This is a genomic window from Streptomyces rhizosphaerihabitans (assembly GCF_025399795.1).
Lineage (GTDB): Bacteria > Actinomycetota > Actinomycetes > Streptomycetales > Streptomycetaceae > Streptomyces > Streptomyces rhizosphaerihabitans.
The window spans coordinates 41,333-60,854 of record NZ_JAODTZ010000019.1 but is presented as its reverse complement, the minus strand read 5'-3'; the positions used below and the strand labels follow the sequence as shown (position 1 = coordinate 60,854).

The window sequence follows — 19,522 nt, the reverse complement described above, 5'->3', positions numbered from 1 at the left end:
AGTTTTCACCGTGACCACCACGACCGACCTGGTGTCGTACGAGGACGCACTCGCTACGTACGACCCCGTCATGGGCCTCGAAGTCCATGTCGAACTCGGCACCAAGACGAAGATGTTCTGCGGCTGTTCGACCGAGCTGGGCGCCGAGCCCAACTCGCAGACCTGCCCGACCTGCCTCGGCATGCCCGGCGCCCTCCCGGTCGTCAACGCGACCGGTGTCGAGTCCGCCATCAAGATCGGCCTCGCGCTGCACTGCGAGATCGCCGAGTGGTGCCGCTTCGCCCGGAAGAACTACTTCTATCCGGACATGCCGAAGAACTTCCAGACCTCCCAGTACGACGAGCCGATCGCCTTCAACGGCTATCTGGACGTCCAGCTGGAGGACGGCGAAATCTTCCGCGTGCAGATCGAGCGCGCCCACATGGAGGAGGACACCGGCAAGTCGCTGCACGTCGGCGGCGCCACCGGCCGTATCCACGGCGCGTCCCACTCGCTGCTCGACTACAACCGGGCAGGCATCCCGCTCATCGAGATCGTCACCAAGCCGATCGAGGGCGCGGGCGAGCGGGCCCCCGAGGTCGCCAAGGCGTACGTCGCCGAGCTGCGCGAGCTCATCAAGGCGCTCGGTGTCTCCGAGGCCCGTATGGAGCAGGGCCAGATGCGCTGCGACGTGAACCTCTCGCTGCGCCCGCACGGCCGCGACAAGTTCGGCACGCGCTCCGAGACGAAGAACGTCAACTCCCTGCGTTCCGTCGAGCGTGCCGCCCGCTTCGAGATCCAGCGCCACGCAGCGGTGCTGAACTCCGGCGGCACGATCATCCAGGAGACCCGCCACTTCCACGAGGACACCGGGTCCACGACCTCGGGCCGCGTGAAGGAGGAGGCCGAGGACTACCGGTACTTCCCGGAGCCCGACCTCGTCCCCGTCGCCCCGTCCCGTGACTGGGTCGAGGAGCTGCGCGCCACGCTGCCCGAGCAGCCGCTGGCCCGCCGCAACCGGCTGCGCGAGGAGTGGGGAGTCAACGCCCACGACATGCAGTCGATGCTCAACGCCGGCGCGATCGACTCGATCGTCGCGACGATCGAGGCCGGTGCCGACTCCGCCTCCGCCCGCAAGTGGTGGATGGGCGAGCTGGCGCGCAGCGCCAACGAGTCGGGCAAGGCACTGGAGGATCTGCCGATCACCCCGGCGCAGGTCGCCCGGGTGGCCGAGCTGGTCACCTCCGGTGATCTGAACGACAAGCTCGCCCGTCAGGTCATCGAAGGCGTCCTCGCCGGCGAGGGCACCCCGGACGAGGTCGTCGACAAGCGCGGTCTGAAGGTCGTCTCGGACGAGGGCGCGCTGACCGCCGCCGTCGACGAGGCGATCGCCGGGAACCCGGGCATCGCCGACAAGATCCGCGGCGGCAAGGTCCAGGCCGTCGGCGCGCTCGTCGGCGCGGTCATGAAGGCCACCCGCGGCCAGGCCGACGCGGCGCGCGTCAAGGAGCTCATCCTGGAGAAGCTGGGCGTCGGCGAAGGCTGAGATCCGGGTTTTCCCACATCCCAGGGGGTGCGTCGCGATCGACGCGCCCCCTGGGGTCTGTGTCGGCGTGCTCAGGTCAACGCGCTACGCTCCCGCGCCATGAGTGGAAGCACCGACTCCGAGACGCACGAACACAGAACGCACGACCGCGAGACGCGTGACGGCGGGGTTCAGGACCAAGAGGAGCACGCCCGCGAGACACGCGCCCGCGAGGTTCAGGACCTGGAGATTCAGGCTCCGGAGGAGCAGGGCCGCGGGGATCAGGCCCCGGAGGTTCACGACCAGGCGGAGCAGGGCCGCGAGACACCCGCCTGCGAGACACCCGCCCGCGAGGTTCAGGACCAAGAGGTTCAAGGCGAAGAAATCCAGGGCCGCGAGACGGGCGACCGCGAGGACCGGAACCCGAAGGACCCGGGCAGCGAGGACCAGCACGCGGAGGACCCGGACGACGAGGACCCGGCCGAGGTTCAGAACCCGGCCGAGGACCAGCACGCGGAGGATCCCGACGGCGAGGTTCAGGACCCGGACGTGTGCCGGGCCCGCTGGACCGCGGTAGGGACGGGAGTCCTGCTGACCGTCGCAGGGCTCGCCGCGTCGGCGATGCGCTCCAGCGGCTCCACGACCGCCCTCATACCCCTCTCCTACGCCTCGGGGGCCGTCCTGTGCGCCGGCGCGTCGGCGCTCGGCGCCAAGGGCCGCACCCGGCGGGCGCTGTGGCTGATGATCGTCGGCGTGATGGTCATGGCCGTGGGCGACCAGCTCGACTGAGCGACGGCGGGCAGGGCTGCAGCGACGACGAGCGGGGCGGCAGAGTCACCGGGAATGCCCTGTGACGTGCGTCGCAGCCCTGTGAGTAAGCCCACGAATGGGACAAAGGATCATTTGCGGCTGTAAGAGTGATGACGCATTAGTCATGCGTTCTTTGCGGGCAGTTCCCGATAAAGATCCATATATCCCCAGGGAGCTCGTTCGTGGCAGCCCTCGCACGTTGGTGTGTCCAGCATCGCCTCGTCGCCGTTCTGCTCTGGCTTCTGGCCTTCGGCGGCGTGACCGCCGCCGCTGCCGTGACGGGTTCCGCGTACTCGAACGACTACGAGGTCCCCGGCACCGAATCGGGCCACGCGACACAGCTCCTGAACACCGGCTTCCGGGGCCTCGGCGGCGACAGCGACACCGTCGTCTGGCACACCGGCTCGGGCACCGTGCGCTCCGCCGACGTCGAACAGTCGATGACCAGCGCCCTGGACAAGATCGAGAAGCTCCCCGGAGTGGCCTCCGTCGACAGCCCGTACGCGCACCAGGGGCCGGGCCGGATCAACTCGGACAGCCGGATCAGCCCGGACGGCCGGACGGCGTACGCGACCATCACCTTCGCCGACCGCGCCGAGAACCTCGACAAGGGCGAGGTCCAGGCCGTCGTCGGCGCCGCGAAGGCGGCCGAGACCAAGGGACTCGACGTCGAGCTGGGCGGCACCGCCATCGCCCTCACCAAACCGTCCGGCGGGCACCTCGCCGAGATCGTCGGCGTGGCCGTCGCCGCCGTGGTCCTCTTCCTCGCCTTCGGCTCGCTGGCCGCCTCCATGCTGCCCATCGCCACCGCCCTGGTCGGCGTGGGCACGGCGTACTTCGGCATCGTGCTTCTCGGGCACGCCATGACCGTCGCCGACTTCGCCCCCATGCTCGGCATGCTGGTGGGCCTCGGCGTCGGTATCGACTACGCGCTCTTCATCGTGACCAGACACCGGCGCGGCCTCAAACGCGGGCTGCCGGTGGCCGAGGCGGCGCAGAACGCCGTCGCCACCACCGGACGCGCGGTCGTCTTCGCCGGCGCCACCGTCTGCATCGCCCTGCTCGGCATGCTCATCCTGAGGCTCAGCTTCCTCAACGGCGTCGCCATCGCCGCCTCCCTGACCGTCGTCCTCACCGTCGCGGCCTCCGTGACCCTGCTGCCCGCGCTGCTCTCCCTCATCGGCCCACGCGCACTGAGCCGCCGCGAGCGGCGGCGACTGGAGGAGCACGGGCCCGAGCCGGAGATGGCCACCGGGTTCGCCGCCCGCTGGTCCGCCTTCGTGGAACGCCACCCCAAGCTGCTCGGCGCCGTGGCCGTCGTCGTGATGGCCCTGCTGGCACTGCCGACGTTCTCGCTCCACCTGGGCACCTCCGACCAGGGCAACGACCCGAAGGCGACGACCACCCGGCAGGCGTACGACCTCATCGGAGAGGGCTTCGGTCCCGGCGTGAACGGGCCCCTGACCCTCGTCACCAAGGTCGGCGGCGCCGAGGACAGGCTCGCCCTGGACAACCTGGACGCCACGCTGCAGTCCACGGCGGGTGTCGCCTCGGCGACCCCGGTGACGTACAACGGCGCCGGTGACACCGCCTTCCTCACCGTCGTCCCGGCCTCCGCGCCCCAGTCCCAGAAGACCAGCGACCTCGTCGACCGGCTGCGCACCGACGTCCTGCCGCGCGCCGAGTCGGGCACCTCCCTCGATGTGCAGGTCGGCGGTGTGACGGCGAGCTACGACGACTTCGCGGACGTCATCGTCGGCAAGCTCCCGCTCTTCGTCGGCGTCGTGATCAGCCTCGGCTGCGTCCTGCTGCTGCTCGCGTTCCGTTCGATCGGCATCCCGCTCAAGGCCGCGGTCATGAACGTCGCCGCCGTCGCCGCCGCCTTCGGGGTCGTCGTCGCGATCTTCCAGTGGGGCTGGGGGAGTGAACTGCTCGGCCTCGGAGCCGCGGGTCCCATCGAGCCCTTCCTGCCCGTGATCATGGTGTCGGTGCTCTTCGGGCTCTCCATGGACTACCAGGTCTTCCTGGTCAGCCGGATGTACGAGGAGTGGCTGGAGACCGGTGACAACCGGCGCGCCGTCCGGGTCGGCCTCGCCGAGACCAGCCGGGTGATCAACTCCGCCGCCGTCATCATGATCTCGGTCTTCCTCGCCTTCGTGCTCAGCGGCGACCGCGTCATCGCGATGTTCGGCATCGCCCTCGCCGCCGCCGTCGCCCTGGACGCCTTCATCCTGCGGACGCTCCTCGTCCCCGCCCTCATGCACCTGCTCGGCGATGCCAACTGGTGGCTGCCCCGCTGGCTCGACCGGAGGCTGCCGCGCATCAGCATCGAGCCGCCCGAGTGCCGGGCCGCCCATGAGAGGCTGGCCGAGGCCACGGACGCAGAGGCTGCGGACGTACTGGGCCGCGCGGCAGCGGACGCCGAGGTGACGGACGTACTGACGAAGGAGCGGGATGTACGCGATACCTCTGGGTGACGACGGAGCGGAACTGCGGCCTCTGGAGCCGTGGCACGCCGAGGAGTTCCTCGCGCACCTGGACCGGGGGCGCGAGTTCATCGGGCGGTTCATCCCCTTCGGGTCCAAGTCCACGGACGTGCCGTCCGCGCGGGCGCACCTGCAGAGGTACGCCGACATGCGCGCCGCCGGTACGGGCTCCCTGCACGGCCTGTGGCTGGAGGGGAAGCTCGTGGGCGGGGTCCTCTTCCTGAACTTCGACGCGGAACAGGGCAACTGCGAGGTCGGCTGCTGGCTGGAACCCGCCGCTTCCGGGCGGGGTCTGGTCACCCGGGCGATGAGGATCCTCATCGACTGGGCGGTCGAGGAGCGCGGCATCCAGCGCGTGGAGTGGGTCGCCGCGGCGGGCAACGTCCCGAGCCTGAACGTGGCCCGGCGGCTGGGACTGAGCCGGGACGGGGTACTCCGGGAGAAGCACCCCCATCGCGGGGTCCGGCACGACCTCGAGGTGTGGTCCGTACTCGCGTCCGAGTGGCGTGCCGCACGCGCGGACGGCGCCCACAGAGACCATTAAGGAACTTCTCAGACAGCGTCCGTACGGTGCGCTTCATGGGAACCAAGACAGTTGACGAGGCCGGGGCCGAGACCGGTACCGAGGCGAAGCGCGACGAGCAGACGGTGGACGTCACCAAGACCGACAAGGCCGAGGCGTCCACGGACAACGAGACCGAGGCCGCCGGGAACGCGGCCGACGTCGAGGAGCCGGACGAGGCCGACGAGGACCTCGCGGACGGCACCGACTCCGCCGACGCGGGACAGGACACCGGTGTCGGCCAGGGTGCCGCCGCCGTGGTGTCCGCCGGACTCGGCGTGGTCTCGCTGACCGGCAGCTGGGTCGCCACCGTGGCCGCCGCCCGCGAGTCCCTGGACGGCCAGCTCCAGCTCCAGACCTCGTCGAACGCGAGCGTCGCCACGCAGGTCAAGGAGGTCTACGGCGATGCCTGGGCGACCACCGCGCTGATCGGCGGCCTCTTCGCGCTGGCCGCGCTGATCGTCGGCGTCGTCGTGCTGGTCCGGCCCGCGTTCGGCGCCCCCGGCAAGCCGCAGGCCGCCTGGATCAAGTCCGTCGCCTGGGCGGGCGTCTCGCTCGGCGTCGTCGGACTGGTGCTCGCGGTCGCCAAGTACTCCGACGTCATCCTCGGACTGCCCTCCGCCGGCTGAACCCCGACAACTCTGAGGGGCCTTAGGGCCGGCGCGGGAAACCGACCGCCGCCCTAAGGCCCTTCGCGTTCCCAAGATGCGGAACTCTCCCGATGTGGCGCACCCCCCTGGGAGACGAGGGTTGAGGCATCGCGAACAAGCGAGGCCGAAACCGACTCTTCACCAGGGGTACGAGATGTTCGAGTACGACCTTCATCAGACCCGGTCCGCGGAACTGATCCGCAGGGCCCAGACCTACCGGCTCGCCAAGGAGGCCGCGAGCGGCCGCCGGGCCGCCCGCCGCGAGGCCGCCCACCGGTCCGCACAGGACGACACGGAGGGGCAGTCCCATAGCGACCGTCCCCGCCGGCACCGGTTCGCCCGAGCCGTATGAGCGCCGGGGCTCCTGTGGACGGCCGCTCGACACCAGGCCGTCCACAGGGTGTGCGGGAACGCGGCCGTACGGCGGTCGGCCGTCTCCCGTCCGTCGGCGGCCCGCCGACGGACGGGGCACTGCCCGCCGTCCCGATAACCGCTGCCGCCCTGTCGGACCCCTGTGCCATGCTCGGGCCCGTGGAGACCAGGTCCGTCAGCCCGGTGTTCGTCGGACGCGCCGACGAACTGGGGGTGCTGAACGAAGCGCTCGCCCGCGCCGCCGCGGGGGAGCCGCAGGCGTTGCTGCTCGGCGGCGAGGCCGGCGTCGGGAAGACCCGCTTCCTGGAGGAGTTCGGCACCGCCGCCGCCCGCGAGGGTGCCGTCGTCGCCTGTGGCGGCTGCGTCGAGATCGGCGCGGACGGCCTCCCCTTCGCACCGTTCTCCACCGCCCTGCGCGCCCTGCGCCGCACCCTGCCCGACGAGCTCGCCGCCGCGGCCGCCGGACAGGAGGAGGAACTCGCCCGACTGCTCCCCGAACTCGCGCAGACACCCCGGGGACGGCAGTACGAGGAGGACGGCATGGCCCGCCTCTTCGAGCTCACCGCCCGACTCCTGGAGCGCGTCGCCGCGGACCGCACGGTCGTCGTCGTCCTCGAAGACCTGCACTGGGCCGACGCCTCGACCCGCCATCTGCTCGCCTATCTCTTCCGTACGCTGCGCAGCGGCCGCCTCGTCGTGATCGCCACCTACCGCGCCGACGACATCCACCGCCGCCACCCGCTGCGCCCGCTGCTCGCCGAGCTCGACCGCCTCCGCACGGTCCGCCGCATCGAACTGGGCCGCTTCAGCCGGGTCGAGGTCGGCCGCCAGATCGCCGGGATCCTCGCCCGTGAACCCGACACCGCCCAGGTCGACGAGATCTTCGCCCGCTCCGACGGCAACGCGTTCTTCGTCGAGGAACTCGCCGTGGCCGCCCGCGAAGGCTGTCGCACAGGACTCACGGACACGCTGCGCGACCTGCTCCTCGTCCGCGTCGAGGGACTGCCGGAGAGCGCCCAGCGGGTCGCCCGGATCGTCGCCGAGGGCGGCAGCACCCTCGAGTACCCGCTGCTCGCCGCCGTGGCACAGCTCGCCGAGGACGACCTCATCGAGGCCCTGCGCGCCTGCGTCGGCGCGAACATCCTGATCGCCTCGCCCGGCGGCGACGGCTACCGCTTCCGCCACTCCCTGGTCCGCGAGGCCGTCAGCGACGACCTGCTGCCCGGCGAGCGCTCCCGCTTCAACCGCCGCTACGCCGAGGCCCTGGAGGCCGACCCGGCACTCGTACCGGCCGACGAGCGCGTCACCCGCCTGGCCAGCTACTGGTACCACGCCCATGACGCCGCCAAGGCCCTGCCCGCCGTCCTCGACGCCTCGGTCGAGGCCCGCCGCCGGCACGCCCACTCCGAGCAACTGCGGCTCCTGGAACGGGCGATGGAACTGTGGGAGGCGGTCCCCGACGCCGTACGGGCCGAACTGCGCCCCATCGACTACGTGGAGGCCTATCCACCCCCACTGCCCGAAGTGCACGGGGGGACCCCCGGCGGCTGCGGCCCCGCGACCACACCCCTGCGATACCTCGACCTGATGGCCGAGGCCGCCGTCGCCGGCCGGCTGTGCGGTGAGCGCGAGCGCGCCCTGAAGACGACCAAGCGGGCGCTGCACCTCCTGGAGGACGAGGGCGACCCGCTGCGCGCCGCGTGGTTCTGGATCCAGCGCTCCCGGCTCGTCCAGGCACAGGTCCGCGGTGACGGCTGGAAGGAACTCGCCACCGCCCAGGACCTGGTGCGCGGTCTGCCGCCCTCCCAGGTGCACGCCGAGGTCCTGTCCATGGTCGCCGCCTGGTGCATGGTGCACCAGCCGGGCCACGGCGCCCTCTCCGCGGCCGAACGCGCCGTGGAGTACGCGCACATGGTGGGCGCCCGGGACACGGAGCTGAACGCCCGGCTCACCCTCGGCGGCCTGATGGTCGACGCGGGGGACGTCGAGGCCGGGCTCGCGGAGATGTACGGGGTCAGGGAGCGGGCGAACCGACAGGGCGCCGCCTATGTCGTCGGCCGTCTGCACATCAACCTGCCCTCCCATCTGGAATCCGTCGGCCGCTCCCGCGAGGCCGTCACGATCCTGCGCGAGGGCATCGAACTCGCCTGCGGGAACGGCCTGTTGGACACCCAGGCCTGGGTGTGGGGAAATCTGTCCGAGTCGCTGTACGCACTCGGCCGGTGGGACGAGGCCGCCGAAGCCGCGCGCAACGCCCTGGCCATCGGACTCGGCGGCAAGGCCTCCGGCGTGGGCGCGTCCCGCCTCGCTCCCGTCGCCCTCGCCCGCGGTGACCTCATCGAGGCGGGACGCCAACTGGCCGCCGCCCGAGGTCACTTCGGCACCCACGACCCGATGCCCCAGCATTCCCTGCCGCTGGTGTGCACCACCATCGGCATCGCCGCCGGCGAGGGCCGCTTCCTCGACGCCCGCGCCGTCCTGGAACAGGCCCTGGAAGCGGGCTTTCCGCCCGGCACCCAGCGTTATGCCTGGCCCCTGCTGCTGGCCGCCGCGACCGCGGAGGCCGATGCCCGCGGCCTGCCCGTCGCCGAACCAGGCCGCGCCCCGACCCTGGAACACATCCGTACGGCCGCGAAGACCCTGGCGACCGGAGCGCCCATCTGGCTCGCCCACGCCGACTGGGTCCGCGCCGAACTCCAGCGGGCCGACGGCGCGAGCACCCCGGAGCAGTGGTTCGAGGTGCTCGCGGCCCTCGAACCCCTGGAGCGCCCCTACGACCTCGCCCGGGTCCGCCTCCGCCTCGCCGAGGCCCTGCTGCTCACGGGCACGGACGACGACGAGCGCGCCCGCGCCACGGAACTCCTCCGGCTGGCCCGCGCCACCGCCGACCATCTCGGCGCCCGCCCCCTCTCCGACGCCGTCGCCCTGCTCGCCCAGCGCGCCCGCCTCACCCTGGAGCACGTCCCCGAACGGTCCCGGACCGCTCCCGCCGACCCCGCGGCCGCGCTCGGCCTCACCAGCCGCGAGCGCGACGTCCTGCGTCTCGTCGCCGTTGGCCGCAGCAACCGCCAGATCGCCGAGGAACTCTTCATCTCCCCGAAGACGGCCAGCGTCCACGTATCGAACATTCTGGCCAAGCTGGACGTCTCAGGACGGGGGGAGGCGGCGGCAGTGGCCCACAGACTGCGGCTCTTCCCGCCGGAGGCCCCGGCCGCCCGAGCGGCCGGCTGAGGGCCACGCCGCGAGGGATCCGGGCCGAAGGAGCGCCGTGTTCAACATGTTCGAGGAGCTTTTCGCACCAGGGCGCAAGCACACCGACGACGAACGCAAGCGACTGGAACTGACCCGCGTCGACCTGAACGACGGCGACCCGGGCCGCGGCCCGATAGACCTGACCTCGGGCAAGGTGGTCGTACGGGTGCCACGGCAGGAGCGCGGGCCGGAGGACCGGCCCGAGAGCGGGCCGAGGATCAGTCCTGAGCACCGGCCCGAGGATCAGCCCGAGCACCGGCCCGAGGATCAGCCCGAGAGCCGACCTGAGGACCAGCCCGAGGGCCGGCCGGGTCCTGAACCGGACCCGGAGTCCGCGCGGGCCCCTTAGCCCCCCGCCTCCCTACTTCACCTCCAGCTCCAGGAGCCGGTCGTCGCCCTTCACGGGGGTGCCGCGGCCGTCCGTCTCGCTCGTGGTCAGCCAGAGCTTGTCGCCGCCGGCGGAGACGACCGTGCGGAGACGGCCGTACGTGCCCTTCAGGAAGGCCTCGGGCGCCGCGGACGCCTTGGTGCCGTTCAACGGGACGCGCCACAGGCGCTGGCCCTTGAGGGACGCCATCCATATGGACCCCCCGGCGTAGGCGATCCCGCTCGGGGAGGCCTCGTCGGTGTGCCACTGGGCGATCGGGTTGTGGTACTTGGTGTTGTCGCTGATCCCTTCCACCACCGGCCAGCCGTAGTTGTCGCCCGGCTTGATCTGGTTCAGCTCGTCCCAGGTGTCCTGGCCGAATTCCGAGGCCCACAGCCGCTGTTTGTCGTCCCAGGCGAGGCCCTGGACATTGCGGTGCCCGTACGAGTACACGACCGAGTCGGGGAACGGATTGCCCGGCGCGGGCTCGCCCTCCGGCGTCATCCGCAGGATTTTCCCGCCCAGCGACTTCTTGTCCTGGGCCAGGCCCCGGTCACCCGTCTCGCCCGCGCCCGCGTACAGCATCCTGTCCGGACCGAACGCGATCCGGCCGCCGTTGTGGATCACGCCCTTGGGGATCCCCTTGAAGATCGTGTCCGGTGCGCCCAGTTGTTCGTCGGACGGCTTCCGCTCGTCGTACAGCATGCGGACGATGCGATTGTCGGACGCCGTGGTCAGGTACGCGTAGATCATGTGGTCGGAGGCGTAGCCGGGGGAGAGCGCGATCCCCAGGAGACCGCCCTCGCCGGCCGGGGCCACCCCGGGGACCTCACCCAGCAACGTCTTCTTGCCGGTCTTCTCGTCGATGCGGGTGATCGTCCCCTTGTCCCGCGAGGAGACCAGCAGCCCGCCCCCGGGCAGCGGTGCCAGACCCCAGGGAGTGTCGAGATCCTCGGTGACGGTGCGCAGGACCTTCACCGAGCCCTTCGCCGGCGGTGTCTCCTCGGGGGCGGCGCTCCGGGAGGACGACGCGTGCGGCGCCGTACTCCCGGAGCCCGGGAGCGTGCGCGGACCGGCCGAGCCCCCTCCGCCTCCGGAGGAGCAGCCGGCGGTCCCCAGAAGCGCGGCCGTGGCCAACACGACTGTCACTGCTCGTACTTGCACCATCAGTGTCCCTTCGACGCGGCGGTCCTCCTGTTCATACACCGCTCGCGTTCCACGGGTTCCCGATCACGGACGGGCAATCCGCACCGAGATCCGGAAGTGCCGCTCAGTCCCAGGATCCCAGCGCCCCCGGCAGCCCCGCCACCTCGGCCAGATCCTCCGCTGTCAGCCGCAGCCCGGCCGCCCCCGCGTTCTCGGTCACCCAGCGCTCGCGCTTGGCCCCCGGCACCGGGACCACGTGCGGACCCTGCGCCAGCACCCACGCCAGTGCCACCTGCGCGGGCGTGACGGGACGGCCGCCGCCCCCGTGCCGCCGCGCGATGCGCCGCAGACCGACCACGACGGGCTGGTTCGAGGCCATCATCTCGGCGGTGAAGCGCGGATGGCGGGCCCGCAGGTCGTCGGGCTCGAAGCCCTCGCCGGGGGTCAGCGTGCCGGTCAGGAAGCCGTTGCCGAGCGGCATCGCGGCGAGGAACCCGACCCCGCGCGCCGCGCACCACGGCAGCAGCGCGTCCAGCGCCTCCGTCGACCACACCGACAGCTCGGCCTGCACGGTACTCACCGGGAAGACCTGCTGCACCCGCTCCAGTTGCCGGATCGTTCCGTCGTGCAACCGCGCGCCCGCCCGGCGGGCGGACCGGGCACCCACCGCGCACAGCCCGAGCGAGCGCACCTTTCCGGCCGAGACGAGCTCGGCCATCGCGCCCCAGGTCTCCTCCACCGGCACTTCCGGGTCCGCGCGGTGCAGCTGATAGAGATCGATCACATCCGTCTGGAGCCGGCGCAGCGACGCGTCGCACGCCCGCTTCACATAGCCGGGGCGGCCGTTGGCCACGATGTGCTGATCGCCCACCAGCAGGCCGACCTTGGTCGACACGAAGGCCTCGGAGCGCCGCTCCCTGAGTATCCGTCCGACGAGCAGCTCATTGGTGAAGGGGCCGTACATGTCGGCCGTGTCGAGCAGCGTCGAACCCCGGTCGAGGGCCGCGTTCACCGCGCGCAGCGACTCCTCGCCGCGCTGTTGCGACCCGGTGTAAGCCCAGCTCATCGGCATGCATCCGAGCCCGACCGCCCCCACATCGAGCGCCGCGGCCCCGATCGTTCTGCGCTCCACCTGGCCGTGATCCTCCCTCGATTGGCCCCCCAACCTAACCTCTGCGCGCATGGGCGCCTGGCATAACCTCCTGACCATGACTTCCGATGTCTGGCTTCCCTTTCACGCCGACGAGATCGACGGACTCCCCGAGGGCCTCAACTACCGCTTCTGGGACGGCGGCCGGGACTTTCCCGCGAATCCGGCCGACTGCGCGTTCTATGTCGTGCCCTACATGAAGCCGCCCGCCGTATCGCGGCGGCCGATGTCCGAAATGACGTCGGTCCGGGTCGTGCAGACGCTCTCCGCCGGCGTCGACCACGTCCTGCCGAGCCTCAAGTCCCTTCCCCCCGGCGTGGTGTTGTGCAACGCCCGCGGAGTGCACGAGGCGAGCACGGCGGAGCTCACCCTCGCCCTGATCCTCGCCTCGCTGCGCGGCATCCCCGACTTCGTGCGGAGCCAGGACAAGCAGGAGTGGACCTCGGGCTTCCGCCCCTCGCTGGCCGACAAGTCCGTCCTCATCGTGGGGTACGGGTCGATCGGGTCCGCCATCGAGGACAGGCTCGCGCCGTTCGAGCTCGCGCGGGTTGCACGCGTCGCACGCTCCTCCCGTGCCACGGCGCGCGGTCCCGTGCGCCCCCTCACCGAACTGCCCTCGCTGCTCCCCGAATCCGACATCGTCGTGCTGTCCACGCCCCTCACGGCCACCACCCGCGGCCTGGTGAACGCCGACTTCCTGTCCCGGATGAAGGACGGCGCGCTCCTGGTGAACGTGGCCCGCGGCCCCGTCGTCGACACCTCGGCGCTGCTCACCGAGCTGGAGAGCGGCCGCCTCACCGCCGCCCTCGACGTCACCGACCCCGAACCGCTGCCCCCGGGGCACCCGCTGTGGCATGCGCCCGGTGTGCTCATCAGCCCCCATGTCGGCGGGCCCACCTCGGCGTTCTGGCCGCGTGCCAAGCGGCTGCTGGCGGATCAGCTCACCCTTTTCGTGAACCGGGAGCCGCTGCGCAACGTGGTCCTTACCACCGGCACCTGAGCAACTCCCCGTTCGCTCCGAGTCCGCTTCGGGCACCCTCCGCAGTTCCCCGAACGCGGGCAGTGTCGGCATAGTCCCTGGTAGTTACGGAGCGTAGAGGAACTATGTCCCTGAGTGACGACACTGGTGTATCGTCCCGACAGGGGCTGCGCCGCGCACCGTTCGGCGCCGGGGACGGACATTGAGACTGCGAGGGGGGCGACGGGCGATGCACGGCCTATGGACCAACGATCCGACGCGGCGGGGCCGCCGCCGACGACCCTGGCGCGCGGCCACGCACAGCCGCGGCCACGGCGGCCATCACCACCGCAGGCACGGAGGCCGCCGGAGGCATGCGCACCCGGCACACCGGGATCAGCGGGACCCCGGGTCACGGACCGGGTGGGCCCGGTGAGCTCCCCAGGGGTGCTGCTGACCCGTCGGACGGTCTTCGACGGCGGGACGGGCCTGTTCTCGCAACTCGTGCTGGCCCTGGTGTGCGCGGGATACGCCGTCGGTTCCGCGCTCGGCTGGGGCTCCACGAGTCTCGCGTTGGTCATGGGCGACTTCGGACTGAGCGTCTCGGCGGGCACCGCCGCGGTCTCCTGCTTCCTGTACGCCCGTAGCCGCCGCAGCCGCTTTCGACCCGCGTGGCTGCTGTTCGCGCTCTCCTCGGCCATGGCCTCGCTCGGGAACCTGGTCTGGGGGTGGTACGAGGTCGCCCTCGACCGCCCCGTTCCCACCCCGAGCTACGCCGATCTCTTCTTCCTCTGCTTCGCGCCGCCCGCCATCGTCGGACTGCTGGTGCTGGCCAAGCGGCCCGTCACCAAGGCGGGCTGGGTGTGTCTCGCGCTGGACGCCTGGCTGATCGGCGGATCGCTGCTCACCCTGTCCTGGAGCCTGGCGCTCGCCCAGGCCGCGAAGTTCGACGGGCCGAGCGTCGCGCACACCGCGCTGTCGCTCGCGTACCCGCTGCTGGACATCGCGCTCGTCAGCATGGTTCTCGCGTTGCACTTCAGGCGCTCGTCGGTGAACAGGTCCGCGGTGAACACCGCGATCGGGGCGCTCGCCCTGACCGTGATGTGCGACGCCCTGTTCACCTCGCCCCTCCTGCACAACAGCTACCACTCGGGTCAGCTCCTGGACGCGGGCTGGTTCGCCGGCTCGCTGCTCCTCGCGTACGCCCCCTGGGTCGTCACCCGGCACGGACACGACACCGACGGGCACGACATCGACGAGTACGACACCGACGAGCGCGGCCCGGACCAGCAGCACGGTCCGGATCGGCGCGGCCCGGACGGACAGGGCCCGGAGGAGCACGCGCGCGTGGTGCACGAGCGCATCCCGGGGCAGCGCAGGGAAGGACAGCACGGACCCCCGGGAAGCCGTGTGCCGTACGGATCACAGGAGGCCCACCCGCCGTACGGATCACCGGCGGCCTCGCCGGAGGGCCCCGGGTCCCACGAATCCCCGGGGCGGCAGGGGGAGCCGGAGCACCGGCACGAGCGACAGCAGGGCGGACACGCGCACGCGAACCCCCAGGGACCCGGACAGGGCCGCTACCCGGCGACACGTCCGATCACCGGGTCGCTGGCCGCGCTGACGCCCTATCTGGCCGCCGCCGTCTGCACTTTGGGGATCCTCTACAACATTCTGAACGGACGCAATGTGGACCGCGTGGTGCTCGTCACCGCCGGCCTCGTCGTGCTCGCCCTCGTGGTGCGCCAGGGCATCATGCTGCTCGACAACATCACCCTCACCCAGGAGCTGGCCCAGAAGGAGAACCACTTCCGCTCCCTGGTGCAGGGTTCCAGCGACGTCATCATGATCGCCGCACCGAACGGCATCCTGAGATACGTCAGCCCCGCCGCCGCCGGGGTCTACGGCCGCGACGCCGAGGAGCTCGTCGGCTCCGAGCTCGCTTCCCTCATCCACCCCGAGGACCTCGGCTGCGTGGTCCACGAAGTGCGGCGTTTCCTCGCGGCCAGCCACGCCGAGGAGCCCACCACCCGCATCGAGTGCCGGTTCCGGTCCGGCGACGGCGGCTGGCTCAACGTGGAGTCCACCGTCAACAGGCACCACGGCGGCCTCATCTTCAACAGCCGTGACGTCACCGAACGCGTGCGGCTCCAGGCCCAGTTGCAGCACAATGCCGAGCACGATCCGCTCACCGACCTGCCCAACCGCGCGCTGTTCACCCGGCGCGTCCAGCAGGCTCTGTCCGGGCGCCGCTCCTCGGACCGGGGCACCGCCGTCCTCTTCATCGACCTCGACGGCTTCAAGGCCGTCAACGACACGATCGGACACCAGGCCGGCGACGAGCTGCTCGTCCAGGCCGCCCGCAGACTCCAGGATTCCGTCCGGCACGGCGACACCGCCGCACGGCTGGGCGGGGACGAGTTCGCGGCCCTCATCGTCGGCGACGGAGGCCGCGACCGCACCGCCCGTGAGCAGCAGATACTGGAGCTCGCCGACCGTCTGCGGATCAGGCTCTCGCAGCCCTACTGCATCGACGGCAACGATGTCCGGGTCGCCGCGTCCATCGGCGTCGGCTTCGCCGAACCCGGACTGGGCGCCGGGGAGCTGCTGCGCAACGCCGACCTCGCCATGTACCGCGCGAAGGCGGCCGGAAAGGGCCGCGTCGAGCTGTACGCGCCCCAGATGCAGCAGGACGTGGTCCGCAAGGCGGAGCTGGCGACCCGGCTGCGCTCCGCGCTCCAGGACGGCGAGTTCGCCCTGTTGCACCAGCCCGTGGTGTCGCTGGAGAACGGCCGGATCGCCTCGGTCACCGCACAGGCGCGCTGGCGTTCCTCGCAGGGGGTGCTTTTCACACCGGCCGAGTTCCTGCGGGTGGCCGAGGACAGCGAACGGACCGCCGAACTGGGCCGCTGGATGCTCGACGAGGCCGTCGAGCAGGCCGCCGAGCGCACCGCCGCGGGCGTCGCGGTGCCGGTCGCGGTCCGGATGACCGCCCGGCGCCTGCTGGACCGCTCGATGCCGCTGGGCTCCGTGGAGTCCCTGCTCACCCGGCACGGGCTGGCCTCGGGCGGTCTGATCGTCGAGCTGTCCGACACCGATCCGCGCGTCCCCCTGGACGAGCTGGAGCGCCGGCTGAACGCGCTCAGACGTCTCGGGGTGCGGATCGCCCTGGACGGCTTCGGCAGCGGCTACGCGGCGATCACGGCGCTGAGGCGGCTTCCCGTCGACGTACTGCGACTCGACAGGAGCCTGGTCGAGGGAGTCGTCGAGTCCGCCCGGCTGCACAAGATCACCAGCGGGCTGCTGCGGATCGCCGGCGATCTGGGGCTGCAGTCCGTGGCCGACGGGGTGGATCTTCCGGAGCAGGTCGTCGCCCTGCGCGCGATGGGCTGCACCCATGGGCAGGGCATGGCGTTCTCCGGGCCGCTGGACGAGTACCGGCTGCGCAGAGCGCTCTCTTCCGGCCACTATCCGGTGCCCGACGGACCTGTCGAGCCCGTGTTCGCCGGTGGCGGCGGCTCGGGGGTGTATACGAGTGGTGTGCCCATTGTCCTGGGGGGCGGAACAGCCCTCCGCTCACATAATGAGACTCCCGTCCCACCCACTTGACAGTCGGTGCGTGCCGGGGGGAGGGTCAATGCCATGCGCACCCGAATTCTCGTACTTGGAAAGCGCGTCGGCTGAAGCTGGGTGGTCACCGGAAATATCCGGAACACCCAGCGACCGAACCCGGCGCGCTCCCCTCGCTTGCCTCACGGCACGAGGGGTTTTTTGTTGCACAGGCACCAGTCGTACATCGCACAAAAGACGCAAAAACCCTCAGCATCGAGAAGAGAATGCCGATGACCGAGCAGGCCACCGGGGCCCACCATCCGCAGCCGCGGCCCCGTTCCGGAGGACACCAGTCCGCCCCCGAGCACGTCACGGGTGCGCAGTCCCTCATCCGCTCGCTCGAGGAGGTCGGGGCCGAGACCGTATTCGGCATCCCCGGCGGTGCGATCCTTCCGGCCTACGACCCGCTGATGGACTCCCGCCGGGTGCGGCACGTGCTCGTGCGCCACGAGCAGGGTGCCGGCCACGCGGCCACCGGCTACGCGCAGGCCACCGGCAAGGTCGGCGTCTGCATGGCGACCAGCGGACCCGGCGCGACCAACCTGGTCACGCCGATCGCCGACGCGCACATGGACTCGGTGCCGCTCGTGGCGATCACCGGGCAGGTCGCGTCCAAGGCGATCGGCACGGACGCCTTCCAGGAGGCGGACATCGTCGGCATCACCATGCCGATCACCAAGCACAACTTCCTGGTCACCAAGGCCGAGGACATCCCGCGGACGATCGCGGAGGCCTTCCACATCGCCTCCACCGGCCGGCCCGGCCCGGTCCTCGTCGACATCGCCAAGGACGCCCTCCAGGCGCGGACCACCTTCCAGTGGCCGCCCGCCATGGACCTGCCCGGCTACCGTCCGGTGACCAAGCCGCACGCCAAGCAGATCCGCGAGGCCGCCAAACTGCTCACCCAGGCCAAGCGGCCCGTGCTGTACGTCGGCGGCGGCGTCCTCAAGGCGAACGCCACCGCCGAGCTGAAGGTCCTCGCGGAACTCACCGGAGCGCCCGTCACCACCACCCTGATGGCGCTCGGCGCATTCCCCGACAGCCACCCGCTGCACGTGGGAATGCCGGGCATGCACGGTTCGGTCACCGCCGTCACCGCGCTGCAGAAGGCCGACCTGATCGTCGCCCTCGGAGCCCGCTTCGACGACCGCGTCACCGGCAAGCTGGACAGCTTCGCCCCGTTCGCCAAGATCGTCCACGCCGACATCGACCCGGCCGAGATCGGCAAGAACCGCGCTGCCGACGTGCCGATCGTCGGAGACGCCCGCGAGGTCATCGCCGACCTGGTGCAGGCGGTGCAGAAGGAGCACAGCGAGGGGATCACCGGCGACTACACCGCATGGTGGAACGACCTCAACCGCTGGCGCGAGACCTACCCGCTCGGCTACGAGCAGCCGGACAACGGCTCGCTCTCCCCGCAGCAGGTCATCGAGCGCATCGGACAGCTCGCCCCGGAAGGCACGATCTTCGCGGCGGGCGTCGGCCAGCACCAGATGTGGGCCGCGCACTACATCCAGTACGAGCGGCCCTCGACCTGGCTGAACTCCGGCGGCGCCGGAACGATGGGCTACGCGGTCCCGGCCGCGATGGGTGCCAAGGCGGGCCGGCCGGACCGCACGGTCTGGGCGGTCGACGGCGACGGCTGCTTCCAGATGACCAATCAGGAACTCACCACCTGCGCCCTGAACAACATCCCGATCAAGGTCGCCATCATCAACAACGGTGCCCTCGGGATGGTCCGCCAGTGGCAGACCCTCTTCTACAACCAGCGCTACTCCAACACCGTGCTGCACAGCGGCCCGGACGCCGACGGCAAGCAGCCGAGCGCCGGCACCCGCGTCCCCGACTTCGTGAAGCTGTCGGAGGCCATGGGCTGCTACGCCATCCGCTGCGAGTCCCCGGAGGACCTCGACAAGGTGATCGAGGAGGCGAACTCGATCAACGACCGCCCGGTCGTGGTCGACTTCATCGTCCACGAGGACGCGATGGTGTGGCCGATGGTCGCCGCCGGCACCTCCAACGACGAGGTCATGTTCGCCCGGGACGTCCGCCCCGACTTCGGCGACAACGAAGACGACTGAGAGAGAGCCGAGTCAGACCCATGAGCAAGCACACCCTCTCCGTCCTCGTCGAGAACAAGCCCGGTGTCCTCGCCCGGATCACCGCCCTGTTCTCCCGGCGCGGCTTCAACATCGACTCGCTCGCGGTCGGTGTCACCGAGCACCCCGAGATCTCGCGCATCACCATCGTGGTGAACGTGATCGAGGAGCTTCCGCTCGAACAGGTCACCAAGCAGCTCAACAAGCTCGTCAACGTCCTGAAGATCGTCGAGCTGGAGCCCGGTTCCGCCGTTCAGCGGGAACTCGTTCTGGTGAAGGTGCGCGCCGACAACGAGACGCGCTCCCAGATCGTGGAGATCGTTCAGCTGTTCCGCGCCAAGACCGTCGACGTCTCCCCGGAGGCCGTCACCATCGAGGCCACCGGCGGCGCCGACAAGCTGGAGGCCATGCTCAAGATGCTGGAGCCGTACGGCATCAAGGAGCTGGTCCAGTCCGGCACGATCGCGATCGGACGCGGGGCGCGGTCGATCACCGACCGGTCGCTGCGCGCACTGGACCGGTCCGCCTAGGCCAGGAAAACGCCGGTACACGGG

Annotated in this window: 14 protein-coding genes; 12 read left to right on the top strand and 2 right to left on the bottom strand. The window is 71.0% G+C overall.

What is annotated here, in order from left to right; all coding sequences use genetic code 11:
• The first annotated feature begins 10 nt into the window (after positions 1-10).
• The 8 genes from gatB (at position 11) to N4G66_RS20405 (ending at position 9,985) form a co-directional block, all read left to right on the top strand.
• Positions 11-1,525: an Asp-tRNA(Asn)/Glu-tRNA(Gln) amidotransferase subunit GatB gene (gatB, locus tag N4G66_RS20440; protein WP_261705572.1), complete on the top strand. Its 1,515-nt coding sequence runs from the start codon at positions 11-13 to the stop codon at positions 1,523-1,525.
• 99 nt (positions 1,526-1,624) lie between these two features.
• A complete protein-coding gene (locus N4G66_RS45925; RefSeq protein ID WP_391858841.1) occupies positions 1,625-2,293 on the top strand; it encodes a hypothetical protein in 669 nt (222 codons plus the stop codon).
• Between the two features lie 203 nt (positions 2,294-2,496).
• A complete protein-coding gene (locus tag N4G66_RS20430) occupies positions 2,497-4,791 on the top strand; it encodes an MMPL family transporter (RefSeq protein ID WP_261705571.1) in 2,295 nt (764 codons plus the stop codon).
• A complete protein-coding gene (locus tag N4G66_RS20425; protein ID WP_261705570.1) occupies positions 4,769-5,344 on the top strand; it encodes a GNAT family N-acetyltransferase in 576 nt (191 codons plus the stop codon). Before N4G66_RS20430 ends, N4G66_RS20425 begins: the two co-directional genes overlap by 23 nt.
• 35 nt (positions 5,345-5,379) lie before the next feature.
• Positions 5,380-5,991 (top strand): hypothetical protein, encoded by a 612-nt coding sequence (locus N4G66_RS20420; protein ID WP_261705569.1) that lies wholly within the window; start codon positions 5,380-5,382, stop codon positions 5,989-5,991.
• A 175-nt stretch (positions 5,992-6,166) separates the two neighbouring features.
• The gene (locus N4G66_RS20415) at positions 6,167-6,364 is read left to right on the top strand and encodes a hypothetical protein (protein WP_261705568.1); all 198 of its coding nucleotides are present in this window, start codon (positions 6,167-6,169) and stop codon (positions 6,362-6,364) included.
• Between the two features lie 167 nt (positions 6,365-6,531).
• On the top strand, positions 6,532-9,615 hold the full coding sequence (locus N4G66_RS20410) for a helix-turn-helix transcriptional regulator (RefSeq protein ID WP_261705567.1): 3,084 nt from the start codon (positions 6,532-6,534) through the stop codon (positions 9,613-9,615).
• A 46-nt stretch (positions 9,616-9,661) separates the two neighbouring features.
• Positions 9,662-9,985 (top strand): DUF6191 domain-containing protein, encoded by a 324-nt coding sequence (locus N4G66_RS20405; protein WP_391858840.1) that lies wholly within the window; start codon positions 9,662-9,664, stop codon positions 9,983-9,985.
• A 12-nt stretch (positions 9,986-9,997) separates the two neighbouring features.
• Here N4G66_RS20405 and N4G66_RS20400 read toward each other — a convergent pair whose 3' ends face one another.
• Entirely contained in the window at positions 9,998-11,170 is a 1,173-nt protein-coding gene (locus N4G66_RS20400) for a PQQ-dependent sugar dehydrogenase (RefSeq protein WP_261705565.1), read from the bottom strand.
• Between the two features lie 103 nt (positions 11,171-11,273).
• Complete coding sequence (locus N4G66_RS20395; RefSeq protein ID WP_261705564.1) at positions 11,274-12,281, bottom strand: aldo/keto reductase; 1,008 nt, start codon at positions 12,279-12,281, stop codon at positions 11,274-11,276.
• Between the two features lie 76 nt (positions 12,282-12,357).
• On the opposite strand from N4G66_RS20395, the gene N4G66_RS20390 reads away from it, so the two are divergent.
• The 4 genes from N4G66_RS20390 to ilvN all read left to right on the top strand — a co-directional run bounded on the left by N4G66_RS20390 (position 12,358) and on the right by ilvN (position 19,498).
• Positions 12,358-13,299: a 2-hydroxyacid dehydrogenase gene (locus N4G66_RS20390; protein WP_261705563.1), complete on the top strand. Its 942-nt coding sequence runs from the start codon at positions 12,358-12,360 to the stop codon at positions 13,297-13,299.
• Between the two features lie 219 nt (positions 13,300-13,518).
• Positions 13,519-16,866: an EAL domain-containing protein gene (locus N4G66_RS20385; RefSeq protein ID WP_261705562.1), complete on the top strand. Its 3,348-nt coding sequence runs from the start codon at positions 13,519-13,521 to the stop codon at positions 16,864-16,866.
• Positions 16,867-17,093: 227 nt separating this feature from the next.
• Entirely contained in the window at positions 17,094-18,950 is a 1,857-nt protein-coding gene (locus tag N4G66_RS20380) for an acetolactate synthase large subunit (protein ID WP_261705561.1), read from the top strand.
• A gap of 20 nt (positions 18,951-18,970) precedes the next feature.
• Complete coding sequence (ilvN, locus tag N4G66_RS20375) at positions 18,971-19,498, top strand: acetolactate synthase small subunit (RefSeq protein WP_261705560.1); 528 nt, start codon at positions 18,971-18,973, stop codon at positions 19,496-19,498.
• The last annotated feature ends 24 nt before the right edge of the window (positions 19,499-19,522 follow it).

Excerpts from the sequence above, each read along its gene's own strand:
- N4G66_RS45925 (WP_391858841.1), top strand. The coding sequence starts at position 1,625 with ATGAGTGGAAGCACCGACTCCGAGACGCACGAACACAGAACGCACGAC.
- N4G66_RS20425 (WP_261705570.1), top strand. The coding sequence starts at position 4,769 with ATGTACGCGATACCTCTGGGTGACGACGGAGCGGAACTGCGGCCTCTG.
- N4G66_RS20420 (WP_261705569.1), top strand. The coding sequence starts at position 5,380 with ATGGGAACCAAGACAGTTGACGAGGCCGGGGCCGAGACCGGTACCGAG.
- N4G66_RS20415 (WP_261705568.1), top strand. The coding sequence starts at position 6,167 with ATGTTCGAGTACGACCTTCATCAGACCCGGTCCGCGGAACTGATCCGC.
- N4G66_RS20410 (WP_261705567.1), top strand. The coding sequence starts at position 6,532 with ATGCTCGGGCCCGTGGAGACCAGGTCCGTCAGCCCGGTGTTCGTCGGA.
- N4G66_RS20405 (WP_391858840.1), top strand. The coding sequence starts at position 9,662 with ATGTTCGAGGAGCTTTTCGCACCAGGGCGCAAGCACACCGACGACGAA.
- N4G66_RS20400 (WP_261705565.1), bottom strand. The coding sequence starts at position 11,170 with ATGGTGCAAGTACGAGCAGTGACAGTCGTGTTGGCCACGGCCGCGCTT.
- N4G66_RS20390 (WP_261705563.1), top strand. The coding sequence starts at position 12,358 with ATGACTTCCGATGTCTGGCTTCCCTTTCACGCCGACGAGATCGACGGA.
- N4G66_RS20385 (WP_261705562.1), top strand. The coding sequence starts at position 13,519 with ATGGACCAACGATCCGACGCGGCGGGGCCGCCGCCGACGACCCTGGCG.
- N4G66_RS20380 (WP_261705561.1), top strand. The coding sequence starts at position 17,094 with ATGCCGATGACCGAGCAGGCCACCGGGGCCCACCATCCGCAGCCGCGG.
- ilvN (WP_261705560.1), top strand. The coding sequence starts at position 18,971 with ATGAGCAAGCACACCCTCTCCGTCCTCGTCGAGAACAAGCCCGGTGTC.